This window comes from Acinetobacter sp. ANC 4648, assembly GCF_002135345.1.
GTDB lineage: Bacteria > Pseudomonadota > Gammaproteobacteria > Pseudomonadales > Moraxellaceae > Acinetobacter.
Map to the genome: position 1 here is coordinate 59,786 of NZ_NEGI01000004.1, position 14,053 is coordinate 73,838.

A 14,053-nucleotide genomic window follows, 5' to 3' on the forward strand; every position below is an offset into this window, starting at 1 on the left:
TTTGCTTAAGATATATACTTTATACATATGAGCAAACAAGATACATACGATTAGGCAATATATAAGAAATAGGAAAGTAACCTGTTAATATTTACTCAATCTTTTAATCATACATTAAAGCACTATATCCAATCATTTATTCTTGTTGGATTAGTTATATTTGCTTGTGCTCTAATTGGGATCGTGGCTCGCCCTTCAGTGTTTCTTGCTATTTTATGGCCTGCAAATGCAGTTTTACTTGGTTTATTTTTACGTTTTGAATCATTGCGTAATATTGGTAGTTGGCTCGGTGCATTTATTGGATTTATGCTGGCAGATCTACTGACTGGAAACTACCTACTCCTGACCTTATTTTTGACAATTGCTAACTTATTAAATCCTGCTACTACACTGCTACTCATTAAAATTTTAAAACTGGACTATAAACAATATAATAAAGGATTAACCTTTTTATTCTTATTTATTCTAAGTGCCTTTGGTGGATGTCTTGCTAGTCCCATCTTTGCTATGTTAACCGTTCCTTATGTACCAAATACCTTCATATCTGTAGATCGTATTTGGATAGATTTTGGAATGTGGTGGACCGGAGAGCTTCTAAATATTGTTACTTTTTTACCGATTATTTTAGCTATTCCAGAAAGAAAAATATTAAAAACCTATTTAGAAGAAATAAAATCACGCTCGGTTCAATATCAAGAATTACTTCCACTTTTAGCAGTGTTCACATCTGTCATTTTAACCCACTTTTTTATGGGGCCGGGTGCGATTATGTTCCCCATTGCAGCACTAATTTGGGCATCACTAAGCTATAACTTATTTTTTGTGGCAATCATCAATAGTCTTGTATGTATGCTTCTTTATAATAGTTTAACTTCCTATTATATTGCAGAGTCGCCAGATGCCTATTTAGCTACTACAATCTCAGTCCGTATTGGATTATTAATGTTAGCGTTAGGACCATTAACTCTGGCAATTATTAGTCTAAATCGTCAAAAGCTGTATCACCAAATTTTATATTTAGCCAATCACGATGGTTTAACCACAACCATGAATCGTCGCTTTTTTTATGAGGAAAGTGAACGTACGGTTACTTCAGTACCTGCAATTAAACAAAAGGCTCGAAGCGTCACTATTCTGGTTCTAGATTTAGATTATTTCAAAAAAATTAATGATCAATTTGGACATGCCGTAGGCGACTTAGTTTTACAAAAATTCACGCATCAAGTTAAATTGCATCTTAGATCAAATGATTTATTTGGTCGTTTAGGTGGTGAAGAATTTGCCATTTTATTAAAAGATCTCACTCTAAAACAAAGTATTGATATCGCCCAACGCATTTGTAATACCGTACATCAAACTCCAATATTTCTAGATGATGGCACACATTTCTCAATCAGTGTCAGTATTGGTCTTAGCTATCAAACACTTCCCTACTGCGTTCCATTCCAACAATTGATCAATCGTGCTGATGTAGCGCTATATCAAGCCAAAGAAAATGGTCGAAATCAACTTTGTTTAGAGAACAATTTACAAACACTTTAAAATAACAAGCTAGGATTGCAATGAAATTTTCAGAATATAGCCAATATGATGGTTTAGGTTTAGCAGAACTTATTCAAAATAAAGAGATTCAAGCACATGTATTACTTGATGTTGCTTTACAACGCACTCAACTGGTTAATCCTCAATTAAACGCAATTGTTATTCGCATGTATGAACAAGCTCAGCAACGCAGCCAACAAAACTTAACTGGGCCATTTGCGGGCGTTCCATTCTTACTCAAAGACTTACACCAAGAGTATGCCGGAGTACCAACATCTTTTGGCTCAAAGGCATTTAAACGCTTAAAATACACACCCACTCAAAACTCTGAAATGGTCAATCGTTGGAAAAATGCGGGGGTTGTTACTTTTGGATTAACCAATGCTCCTGAATTTGGCATTAAAGGCATTACCGAACCAGAAGCTTGGGGAAGTTGCCATAATCCTTGGAATTTAAAACATAATAGTGGTGGATCTTCAGGTGGGTCTGCTTCAGCAGTTGCCGCAGGAATCGTCCCACTCGCGGGTGCGAGTGATGGTGGTGGTTCTATTCGTATTCCCGCATCATACTGCGGTTTATTTGGTTTAAAACCAAGTCGAGGCCGAACTCCATGGGGCCCTAATAATAGTGAAGCGATGCATGGCGCAGCAATGCAGCATGTTTTAACTAAATCTGTACGTGATAGTGCAGCAATGCTAGATGCAACCCAAGGCTCAGACCATACCTCTTTGTTTAACATTCAGGCACCCACTCAGCGCTATTTAGATATTATTAAAAAATCACCTACACCGCTTAAAATTGCATTTAGTACAGAATCCCCAATTGGGACACACGTGTCTCAAGATGCTATCCAAGCCATTCAACAGACTGCTAAACTTTTAGAATCTTTAGGTCATCATGTTGTTGAAGCCAAACCTAAAATTGATGGTATGGCACTGGCTACAGACTTTATTACCACATGGTTTAGTCAATGTGCCTATACAGTACAACAGTTCAAAAAATTATATGCTGTGACTGATCGTGACTTTGAATTAGATACTTTAGCCATTGCCGGTTTAGGTGCGAAAGCCACAGCTTTAGACTATATTCATAATTTGAATAACTGGGGTACCTATGTCACCCAAATGAATCTTTTTTTTGATGATTATGACTTATACCTTGTTCCATCTACCGCGTCTGTCGCGCCTAAAAATGGCGAAGTAAAAACACCTACTTGGCAGATTCCTATTTTAAAAGGCTTATTAAAAGTGGATAAAGTCCATTTACTTGCAAAAGGTAAGTTAGTAGAGCAGCTCATTAAAAATAATCTACAGTGGGTTCCCTTTACGCAGCTGGCTAATATTACTGGCCTACCAGCAATGTCCGTTCCCTTATATTGGAATAAAGATAATTTGCCACTAGGCTCACAGTTTATTGCGCCATTTGGAGGCGAAGATCTTTTATTACAGCTTGCGGCTCAATTAGAACAGGCCCAACCTTGGATGCCCAAATATCAAGAAATCCACATTTAATTCAACCTAAATGCGGTATTGATAAAAATACCGCATTTCAAATATTTTAATGTCATTTTATAGGTGTTGATTCTCAACACGGCGAGGTAACCAAAACACAAATAATAAGCCCAGCATACTCGCCAATCCTGCCAGAATAAAAACCATTTCGCCTGAAATTATTTGCCAGTAATGTCCAGCCAGAATACTTCCCGAAGCGACACCTAACCCCCACATCGTACTATAGAGAGCTTGACCACGACCTTGCTGAGCTGCTGAAAAATTTTGAAAAATAATACGCATTGCGATCATATGAAATAAGCCAAAACTAAAGGCGTGAAGACTTTGTGCAAAAAATTGCAACATAAAATATTGCGGAAATAATCCCACTAACACAAAGCGTAATCCTGTCAATATCAAGCAAATAATAATTAATCGTCGCCATGAAAATCGATTTAATAATAATGTGGCATAAGCAAACATTATTATTTCAGCAATCACTCCCACAGACCATAACAAGCCAATTTCAGTCGTGCTATAGCCCGCATTTTTTAAATAATTACTATAAAAACTATAAAAAGGTGCTTGAGCAAATAACATCACAAATTCAATTGCAAAAAATGCTGCCACAATTGGGTTCTTTAAAACAGGAAATAGTGGCTCTAATTTTTTCTGTGCTAAGGGAGCAATTTGTGGCTCTTTAACTGTAAAAGACCAAATGAATGCAGTAAATGCGATACATAACAACATTATTGGCAGCATTGTTATTGGAACAATTTCTAATAATGCACCTATGCTAAACACACCAACAATAAATCCAATTGATCCCCATTTACGCACTTTGCCATATAACTCTACCCTTTTGTCCCCTAACCAGAATAATGTGACTCCTTCAAATTGAGCCAATATAGCATTTTGAAAAAAACTGAATATCAGCATCAGTAACGCAATTGATTGAAAGTTATTAGGGATAATAAAGATTAAAAACCAAATCGTTGTCTCCATCCATGTTGCAATACGCACCAACAACATACGCTTGCCTGATTTATCTGCAACCCACCCCCAAATAAACGGCGCAAAAAAGCGCGTTATAATTGCAATTGAAGATAAAACACCAATTTCTTGAAAACTAAAGCCCTGATCTTGAAGATATAAACTCCAATAAGGCATAAAGGTTCCAACTATGGAATAATAGAAAAAGTAAAATCCACCTAGTTTAAGTTCAATTGGAAGAGCCTGCATTATCCTGCATATCCTTGCATATTCAATAACTTAAAATTATTAATAGTTGCATCAACTTGCATTGCATTGCCCTTGGTTGTAATTCAACAGTCTACAAATCTGTCTACAAAAGCTAAAAAAATATTTTTTACTAAAATTTGTAGACTGATACACAATAGTAATGATTTTTCACAATTTTAATGGAAAATGTGTTCATAAGATAATTTTAAAGAATAATAATTAATTTTCGCCTTGCAAGTATTCGGCGTAAAGAATTAAGTATGAAAAATAATTACGTGATTTTGAGTGATATAAAAAGCTAATACACCATAACAATAAGTCATTACTATACTCAGAGTGAAGTAATGAATTTGACTAAGATATTGATGCTAATTTTATTCATATTGATAGTGTATACACGAAGCTAAACAACTCCATTATGAAAGATTTACTTCATTAATGAATGAAATCTAGAAAAATCTATATTTTTTTACAAAATAAGAAATGACAATGCTTAAAAAGAACCAAAAAATCATTATAAAAATATTAAATTCATTAAAAATAAAGACCTTACTGAAATTAATTACCACAATTATTAGCAATAAAAAAATTAAAAAAACCTTTCTATATTCAACGATTGACCACCCTAAAGAATATATCAAAACCCAAGGATAAATATCCTCATACCCATCGCCCATTTAATTGCTAACGCTAACATTAGTATTATTACTAATATAGGTAAGAAAACTACTAATATTTTTATCAACTTAGACATATTTTACCTACTAGTAATTCAGTAATAATTATAATCAAGATCAATAACATACACTGAATAATTAATTACTATTCTTCGAATAAAAAACTCAATATTTTGTAGCACCATAGTTCTAAATAAATTTTCTATCGATTTAACATACATAATGGGCATTATACGAAATTATTAAAAATGGGAGCTAAAAGCTCCTATTTTTTAATTTTGCATGAGAGATTTTATGTTAAATAATTCATTAAACAGGCATATTAATCAACATATGGAAAGGAACTCTTAATTACTAATTTCACAAAAGAATTCTACGTTAAAACTACATCTAAAAATGTATAAAAAGTTCCATATAGCCGCTATGTGGGGGAATTATCAGCACACATCAGTCTTTATTCTGTCGTCTATCTTGAATGTTTGGTAGTCTGGTACCAGATTCGGCTCAGGCTGAAAAAAACTGCCCCACTCAATTAATGGGACAGCCTCTTGAATTAAAAAATGATCGTATATTTTAGGATGCATCACCTTTATCACTCGTGCACACCTCAATATTTAATCTTAAACTTTAAAATCGCATTTCAAAGCCAGCTTTAATGGTGCGCCCTGGAATTGGCATGCCGATTACGGTACTTGGATCGAAATTATAGCGATTGGTTAAGTTATCGACATTCAAAGATAAGTCTAGGTTCTTATTGACCTTGTAGTTTACAAACAAATCAACCAATGTTTCTGAAGATATCTCGGTGACAGCACGACCACTCACCCCTGTTCCTACTAACCAGTTTTTAGGGTTATTTTTTTCAGAATGATATCTAGCACGCGCACTAATACTGAGTTTATTTTCAAAGAAATACTTACCCACAGTCACATTGAAAATTTTACGTGGCGGAATTCGGGTTGAAATTAAACTCCACGAGTCACCCACTTCATTACAGTCATCTTTGCTTGTAGGACATATTTTAGGTGCTTGATATAAAGTTCCATTTAAATTAACAAAAAAACCAGGGTGTTCATAGCTCAGATCCAGCTCTAACCCCTTAAACAGCACTTGCTTGTAATTGGCAAAGGTATATGAGGTTGTATATGAGGTCCACTTTGTCGGGATATCTTTAGCAATTGCAGCCTGAGTAAGAAAATCATTGGTTTGATTACGGAAATAATTTAAATTAAATTTTAGTTGGTCATTTTCAGTGAACAGGTTTTCCCGCTGGCCTAAAAAACCAAACTCAATAAGGCGTGAGTTTTCTGATGTAATTGGTAAATCAGGATCATAACTAAAGGTTTGTCTTGAAATCGTCGACTCAAATAAACTTGGGCTACGGTAAGCACTAGAGACCTTACCGTAAACATCAATACCATCAATCAATTGATAATTGAGTTGTGCCATCCAATCAATGTTGTCTCCAAATTTACGCAAAGTATAGTCTTTCGGGTTTAAATCGGGTTTAGTTGCACTTAGGATCCCACGGTCTTGTTTACCATAATCCTCAACCTCTGCCTTATGCCACTTGCTTCCTAAACTGAGCGTAAAGTCATTGAAATGATAATCACCGTTCAGAAACATTGAGCCTTCTTTACGTAATCCATCACGTGCAGATTCCCGAGAAAAGAGATCACTGGGCTTCATACGTTGTTCATCGTAGGTTAAACCATAATTGAAGACGATGCCTAGATCGTTAATTGTACTAGTGTTTTCTACATTTATCCCGGTACGATTGTCTTGGAAACTGCCCCAATATTGGTCGCCATGCATCGCCCCAACGATTCCACCTAAACCATTGTGTTGCCTGTATTTTGAGTTGGTATGCCAAACACCTACTTCGAGATCAATCCAAGAATTGTGTTTAGGCTTATAACTATAGTTACTGCTAAATGCATTGACAGCAGCAGAACCCAGCGACCATTGTGGCATTTTATAGGTATTCTTTAGATATTGAGGTAGTACATACTTGCCATTAATATAACCCCAAGGTGGAGTATCGGGATCAATAACTTGACTTCTTACCCAATAGATAGCCATGACTTGACATAATTTTTATTAATATTTTTTATGTTAAGTTAAATATAAATTTGAATAAGTCGTAATTCGGGACAATTTTCTTACTTGAACTCTACAGTTCACAAACTTCAAAGAATGTATTCTTTTAAATTATCATCAACTAATTCCCCATAAAACATAATAGATATTAATAAAAAGTCCTCAACTTGAGGGCTTTTTTAAACAATACTTTTTCACTTGCTCGTCGATTCACTAAACCCTGCTAAGACTTTATCTCTTCTCACTAAATATTAGTTTTCAGAAGCACAGCTAATTTTTAAACTTTTTGAATAATCTCTGGTCACAATTTTTAAATCGAGTTCATATTGTTTTTGACTGTCATTCACACCTAATAATTTGTCATGCTCAACGACAGTAGGTAAATATTTTTCTCTATAAAACTTTTGAAAATCCACACAGAGTATGTTTTTCTTTTCTTCTTTTTTTACTGTTTCAGAATCTAATTTGTGGAACATCTCTTCAATCTGAGATTCTATTACATCAATCTTCTTTTCTAACTCTATTATTTTGGATGACTCCCCATAGAATCATCGCTTTTATTAGAGCATGCAATCATTAACATTAAACTCATTAATAATAATTTTTTCATATGGTATCTTTTTATTATATGAGTACCGATAATAAAGGAAGTTATGCATGTGCTCAAATTATCACTTCCCCTCTAAAAAACGTCTTTCACTTTTAGATTTGCATGAATCAAAAATCAACCTTGATTTTGAGTCACATGTTTATCCTCTAAACCCTGCTCCAATTATCATGAGAGGTGCAGATCAGTTTGAGTTAGACATAGCCAAGTTTGGATTGATACCCCATTGGGCAAAAGAACTTAAGCTTGGTCGACATACTTATAATGCGAGAACTGAAACAGTAGCATCTAAACCCAGCTTTAAACATGCTTGGCAAAATAATAAATTCTGCTTAGTCCCTGTCGATATGTTTTATGAACCTAAATATATTGATGGGAAGCCATATTGGTATGCTATCTCAAAAGCCGATGGTAATTCCTTCACTGCTGCAGCTATCTATGAAGATGCCATAATTAACGGTAAACCGATACGATCTTTTAGCATGTTAACCATCAATGCTGATCACCATCCGTTTATGAAGCAATTTCATGAACCAAAGAATGAGAAGAGATCCATCATCGTTATTCCCGAGGAATACCGTAAAGACTGGTTAAGCACGACTCATGAAAAGGCACATCATTTCTTCTTTGAGATGAGTAACGAGTTTGTCGCTGCACCAAAAAGCCTTTTATCTGAGATAAGAGATTCGTTTTAAACTTGATAGATCATTATCTTAAAGCAGCCTAAATAATCACACTATCAACAAATTTCTCCATTTTGATTTTTTTTATCCTTTAATTACCAAATTAGGTTCCTGCATATAGAAAACCTGCCGCTTCTGTCCAAATCACACATCTCGATTAAACAAATAATATCAAAGATTATAATCATAACGATTAGCTTAACTTAGATATTAAATTTACTTTTTAAAGAAATAAATTAATTAATGCATGTATGCAACTTAATCTATTTTGTAGATTAAGTTGCATACAAATAAAATTTTAAATGTTCTAATGCTCTTATAAACCTTGATTTTAAGAACATGAACTACCTTTAAATCATTTCCACTGCATTTCACCAGTTAGTACTTTTGAACTTAATTCTAAAGAGCTTTCTTCCACTAAATTTGGATACTTTTCTTTTAATGCTGCAATCACAGATGCAGAGTTTTTATGCTCTTTCAAAACCTGATCAACATCTACAAGATACTGATAGGTAAAGTCGATGGCTTTTTTTCCAGAAGGAATTTCACCCATGTAATGTCCAGGAATAACAGTATTTGGGTGTAATCGATTTATTTGTTTCACAGTTTTACGCCATTCATTACGTGCTTCTTTCGTTTGTGTATCTGCTGTCCACAAATGAATACCTGAAGATAAACCTACGCCTCCCAGAATTGTACGATTACTTGGAACCCACAGATAAGAAGCATATTTACCTGATGCCTTAATCTCAATTTTTTCACCTTCTAGCTCAATCGTTTTATCTTCAATTGCGCGAGGAACAACAATTTGTGACGGTGCTCCAGCTTTTAAAATTGGCCCCCAATAGGCAAACTTACCATCTTTCGTTGCTTCTATATGTTTGACGACTTCAGGCGTTGCAATCACTTTTGCATTTGGAAATACTTGTACAAGTGGTTCTAAACCGAAATAATAATCTGGATCACCTGCTGTAATCACAATGTATTTAAGGTTTTTACCACTGTCCTGAATAAGTTTAACCAAGTTCTTTGCATCATTGACACTAAATTGTGCATCCACAAGCACAGCATCTTTTTCACCAGAAATCAAAGTCGATGTAACAGGGAAAATACCTTGTGCTTGAGGGTTATAAACTTTATAGCTTAACTCCGTTGCAAAAGCTGAAGCACTCAGTGCCATTGAACTTACAAGAAGTGATTTAAGAAGTAATTTCATATTATTCTCTCTTTAAAATTAAATTACGCTTTAAGTAATTGCTGATCTATAAACTGAACGAAATCCTGTGGTTTATTGTAAAAGCTATCTATTGGTATCTTCTTCATTTCACCAGATTGATTTTCAAATACCAATGTTGGAAAACCCTGTCCACGCACATGTGCTAACAATTGACGTGCATGATGAATACTTTGATCCATAAGCTTCTGATCCACTGCATCTAAATATTTTGACCATTGGTCATCATCAATCCCTAACTCGAAAGCAAGTTGAGCAAGCACACTGTATTGGGTGACATTTAGACCATTCTGATAGTAGCCCTGTTGTATTAAGTTTAAGAGCGATAACATTGAGCCATGCCCTAAACCTTGATGAATACTCAATAAAGCATGAGTTGCAGGAATAGAGTCCATGATTAATGTCGTATCTGTAAGCAAACCATTTTTATAATCATCTCCAAAATCTACACATGTGAGTTGATGTATCTGCTGATCATAATGAATGATTTGTGCACGCATTACTGCTGTCATTTGCGGTTGGTGATTTCCGCTATAAAGTCCACCAAAATGTAAGCTTTGGAAATCTGGAAATTTTTCTTCGGCTGCATTAATTAAAGGTAATGCACCATAGCTCCAGCCGCAGATAGGATCGAGAATCCAATGTAAAATTGGAGAAGCCATAAACTTACTCTCAGCAATAAAAATATGATTTAAAATATACGAAGAACCGCACATTTCAGGTGATATTTGCTATAGTAAATAAGACAGTTACTTTTTGTAAGTACTTACCAAAAAGTAAGTGCTTCTTTATGGCGGAAAAGATATGAATACTGATAAATCTTGCTTAGTCGCAAATGTTCTATCAAAGAATTGCCCCTCTAGAATTACGCTGATGCATTTAACTAATCGTTGGGGGGTACTTGTCATGTTTAGTCTAAGAAAAGGGACACATCGATTTAGTGAATTAAGACGAAGAATTGATGGTATTAGTGAAAAAATGTTGACTCAAACTTTACGTGATTTAGAAAATGATGGCTTTATCGTTCGTAAAGAATATGCAGTTATTCCTCCACATGTAGAGTATTCATTATCTGCAGAAAAAGGCGTTGAAATTGCTGAAAAAATTTATGATTTAGTTGACTGGATTGAAAAAAATACAAATTAAGTAGAAAGCTTATAGGTCATCTTGCAAAAAAACTTACTTTATTCTTAGTATGTATTTTACAAAAAATTGCTGCTCTACTAACTTTAAGTAAAGCTAAGATATGAGACTAATCATTTTTTTCAACATAAATATATATAACAAATAACTGATTTAGTTATATTTTTTAATTTTATCTGTTTTTCGATGTATAGCGTTACATTATAATTAATTGACTCTAAAGTTATCCCAATAAATACAAATAACGCCAATCATCACAATCTTTATAAATACCAAACAAAACATATTGTTATGTAATATAGAAAGCAGTAGTCGATTGAGTTTGGCTAATATTCAACTATAAGTCTTCTACCATGCTTTGAAAAAATTGACCTGTACACACAACATTTCAATAGATTGGTTTTCATCTAGTAACTAACATTCTTTTGAATGCTAGTCTATTCTAAGTAATTCACTGCGTTTTGGAATATGAGATTGTAACCTCTTAGAGTAAACATACGAATAATTTTGGTTAAATTCATATTTTTCTTTAAGACACTTGAATTGAGAATCTCGATAAAATTATTTGATTTAACGAACGTTGTTACTGTACTTGATGAATTAAACTTCTCTTGATTACGATCATATACCTCTGTCCCAGCATCTGACTTTAAATATCCTAAGACTTTAGCTATTTCAGTTGCAGTTAAGCAAAGCTGATCAGCTTATTGAAAGGACTCAATTTTCATAAAATTAATCAGCTATCTATAGGTCTATCTCCTAATATTTGGATGAACCGCAGTAAATAACCGTCAGGATCTTGGACTAAACATTGTTGCTGACCATGTTCAATATTGTCTACACGATACCAGCGTTCTTCAAGTACTTGATATAAGGGCCAATTGGCTTGAGTTAAACGAAATAGAATTGGATCGATCTCTTCCACTTCTATTTGAAAATTGATTCCTCTTCCTAATGGATAGCTCAATTCAGATGTAATCCATTGCTCATCTTGTTGTTGCTCCAACATAAACTGTACCCCTTTGAGATCCAAATACAGGAAGTTTTCTTCTTTACGCTGGTACAACACATCAAAACCAAGGAGATCAATCCAAAAAATTTGACTTTGATTTAAGTCAGTTACTATGAGTTCAGGGACGAGTTTATTTCTATTCATAACGATTTATTTCCAATTGTAATATTAAAAAATAACTTGCAGACTAGGCTTAAATCACAGATGTCATTTTTCAGTACTTAATACTAGTGGCATAATAAAATATTAATAGCTTTTAATATGACGACATTCTATGAGTCCGTTGATTTTAGAGTTAAAAAGAAATTACTAATTTATAAACCAATGCAAAAGAGTTTTAATGCGGTGGGAAAAATAATTTTACTTCTATTATTTAACTTAATGACGTTAATCCATATTATGTTAACTTTAGAGAAACTTAACTTGATAAATGATAGATACTTATCAGCTCAACATCCACTAAAGATAAGCCTTAGAACAACTTTTATAATCTACAATTAGGATCGTATTTTAAACATGCCTAAAAAAAACTCAGATGCTGGTGTATTTTTATGGATGACTTATCAAACCATGCAAAATATGGGTTTAGATGCAGCATCTATTTTTGCAAGCGTTAACTTACCTGATCAACCTCCTGTTAAAAATATTCGTCGTAATAATTCAACACAAAATAGATTTTGGAATGCCGCAGAAAAAATTAGCCTAGACCTTGATATTGGATTACATGTTGGCGTACAGATGCCTGTTTTTAGAGGTCTCATTATTGAATATTTATTCTTAAGCAGTGCAACTTTTGGTGACGGTTTAAAACGTACTTTACACTATCAGGAAATTCTTACAGATGTATTTGATCTTTCTTTAAGCATTGATGGTGATACTGCTATTTTGTCAGGTTTTGAACATCCAGTCAGACATTATCTTGAGTGTGCAATTGGTATTCTACTTTCATTTTTTCAATATATTACAGACGATGATTTTAAACCAATTCAAATCTCTCTTACACATTCTCAAGGTGCATCAAAACAAGCTTATGAAAATGCATGGGGCTGTCCTGTAATTTTAAACCAAAGTAAAGGAGCTATTTTCTTTCCAAGCAAACTCCTACAGAAAGCCTCTCTTTCTGCAGGACCTGAACTTCTTAAAATTCATGAAAATTTGGCAGAACAACAACTCAACATATTAGAAAAACATCAATTAGTGTATGAAATCGAAAGTTTATTTAGTAATGGACTATTAGAGTCTAGACAATTTAATCAAAACTTAATTGCAAAGTATCTCAATCGCAGCCCTCGTACACTACGAACAGATTTACAAGCCATTCAAACCAGTTATGAACAAATTTTAAATCAGTACCGCGAACGCCTAGCACGGAAATTACTTGCCAATACTCAAGAGACTATTGACCAGATTGTATATTTAACAGGTTTTTCAGAGCACTCTGCTTTTACACGTGCATTTAAACGATGGACTGGTGAAACGCCAAGTTCATATCGCCAACGAAAACAACGATAAGGTCATTTGACTATAGTGGCAACCCTTAGACGGCCCTTTCAGTCAAATAATTTAACCTCTCCTTTCATATAATAAAATTATCTGATAATGGAGTATTTTGAGTATGCTTGGCTTTCCTGTAGGTATTTTTGTTGCAAATGGGCTGGAATGGTATTTTCATAAAGCTTGGTTACATGAATATCCTAGCAAATATCGTAACAGTCCCTTTTTTACACATATTGCACATCATAAGCGAGCTCGTTTAAATCATTTTAATGATGAAGGCTATGCTGAATCAATGTTTAAGAATGCAGAAATTTATAATGAAAAGACTGCACTTATTGGACTAGCTGGTGCAGCAACTATTTTTTTACCCGTTGCACCATTCTTTACCGCTGGGCTTTACTATGGGATATGGAATTATTGGAAAGTTCATGCCAAATCTCATTTAGACCCTGAATATGCCCAAAAACGAATTCCTTGGCGTTATGATCACCATATGACAAGTAATCAAAATGCCAATTGGTGTGTAACACGCCCGTGGTTTGACTATATTATGGGGACACGTATTACCGCGGAAGCTTCTGAAACAGAAACCAATCCTTTAGGAATGAAGCTACCTATTTGGCTTGAAAAACCTGTGAACTCAGCAGCACGTCGATTATTAAAAAAATCATATTCAAAAATTGAGCAGAACTCTAAAAAAGATCAATCTGACCTAAAAAAAGGAATTGAAGAAGAACTGGCTTAACCTGAATAACCACCAATTTTGCAAACTCTATTCGTGATAAAAATCGCCACTTTGCAATCATTTCTATTTTTATTTAGCATA

The 14,053-nt window shown here is 34.2% G+C and carries 12 protein-coding genes; 6 read left to right on the forward strand and 6 right to left on the reverse strand.

Translation table 11 applies throughout. The features are described from left to right. The first annotated feature begins 126 nt into the window (after positions 1 to 126). Both B9T27_RS08045 and B9T27_RS08050 read left to right on the forward strand, forming a co-directional pair. Positions 127 to 1,542, forward strand: coding sequence for a diguanylate cyclase (locus tag B9T27_RS08045; protein ID WP_416224397.1), 1,416 nt, complete (start codon positions 127 to 129; stop codon positions 1,540 to 1,542). 20 nt (positions 1,543 to 1,562) lie between these two features. Continuing rightward, entirely contained in the window at positions 1,563 to 3,053 is a 1,491-nt protein-coding gene (locus B9T27_RS08050; RefSeq protein WP_086206330.1) for an amidase, read from the forward strand. A gap of 57 nt (positions 3,054 to 3,110) precedes the next feature. On the opposite strand, the gene B9T27_RS08055 is transcribed toward B9T27_RS08050, so the two are convergent. From B9T27_RS08055 to B9T27_RS08065, 3 genes are all read right to left on the reverse strand, one after another. Continuing rightward, complete coding sequence (locus B9T27_RS08055) at positions 3,111 to 4,274, reverse strand: MFS transporter (RefSeq protein WP_086206331.1); 1,164 nt, start codon at positions 4,272 to 4,274, stop codon at positions 3,111 to 3,113. Between the two features lie 1,304 nt (positions 4,275 to 5,578). After that, the gene (locus B9T27_RS08060; protein ID WP_171263366.1) at positions 5,579 to 7,033 is read right to left on the reverse strand and encodes a TonB-dependent receptor domain-containing protein; all 1,455 of its coding nucleotides are present in this window, start codon (positions 7,031 to 7,033) and stop codon (positions 5,579 to 5,581) included. A gap of 269 nt (positions 7,034 to 7,302) precedes the next feature. Further along, positions 7,303 to 7,527, reverse strand: a complete 225-nt coding sequence (locus B9T27_RS08065; protein ID WP_086206332.1) for a hypothetical protein — start codon at positions 7,525 to 7,527, stop codon at positions 7,303 to 7,305. 181 nt (positions 7,528 to 7,708) lie between these two features. Here B9T27_RS08065 and B9T27_RS08070 point away from each other — a divergent pair, with 181 nt between their 5' ends. Next, positions 7,709 to 8,353, forward strand: a complete 645-nt coding sequence (locus tag B9T27_RS08070) for an SOS response-associated peptidase (protein WP_086206333.1) — start codon at positions 7,709 to 7,711, stop codon at positions 8,351 to 8,353. 343 nt (positions 8,354 to 8,696) lie between these two features. Here the strand turns inward: B9T27_RS08070 and B9T27_RS08075 are convergent, their stop codons facing one another. Together B9T27_RS08075 and B9T27_RS08080 are read right to left on the reverse strand one after the other, a co-directional pair. Further along, a complete protein-coding gene (locus tag B9T27_RS08075) occupies positions 8,697 to 9,557 on the reverse strand; it encodes a Vmh family MBL fold metallo-hydrolase (RefSeq protein ID WP_086206334.1) in 861 nt (286 codons plus the stop codon). Positions 9,558 to 9,580: 23 nt separating this feature from the next. Then, on the reverse strand, positions 9,581 to 10,237 hold the full coding sequence (locus B9T27_RS08080) for a DsbA family protein (protein ID WP_086206335.1): 657 nt from the start codon (positions 10,235 to 10,237) through the stop codon (positions 9,581 to 9,583). Between the two features lie 142 nt (positions 10,238 to 10,379). Between B9T27_RS08080 and B9T27_RS08085 the strand changes: the two genes are divergently transcribed. Further along, positions 10,380 to 10,721, forward strand: coding sequence for a winged helix-turn-helix transcriptional regulator (locus tag B9T27_RS08085; RefSeq protein ID WP_086206336.1), 342 nt, complete (start codon positions 10,380 to 10,382; stop codon positions 10,719 to 10,721). A gap of 733 nt (positions 10,722 to 11,454) precedes the next feature. On the opposite strand, the gene B9T27_RS08090 is transcribed toward B9T27_RS08085, so the two are convergent. After that, positions 11,455 to 11,874 carry a bleomycin resistance protein gene (locus B9T27_RS08090; protein WP_086206337.1) on the reverse strand — a complete coding sequence of 140 codons (420 nt, stop codon included), beginning with the start codon at positions 11,872 to 11,874 and terminating at the stop codon, positions 11,455 to 11,457. 372 nt (positions 11,875 to 12,246) lie between these two features. Between B9T27_RS08090 and B9T27_RS08100 the strand changes: the two genes are divergently transcribed. Both B9T27_RS08100 and B9T27_RS08105 read left to right on the forward strand, forming a co-directional pair. Further along, positions 12,247 to 13,242, forward strand: coding sequence for an AraC family transcriptional regulator (locus tag B9T27_RS08100; RefSeq protein ID WP_086206339.1), 996 nt, complete (start codon positions 12,247 to 12,249; stop codon positions 13,240 to 13,242). 103 nt (positions 13,243 to 13,345) lie between these two features. Continuing rightward, positions 13,346 to 13,972, forward strand: coding sequence for a hypothetical protein (locus B9T27_RS08105; protein WP_086206340.1), 627 nt, complete (start codon positions 13,346 to 13,348; stop codon positions 13,970 to 13,972). Positions 13,973 to 14,053: the final 81 nt, after the last annotated feature.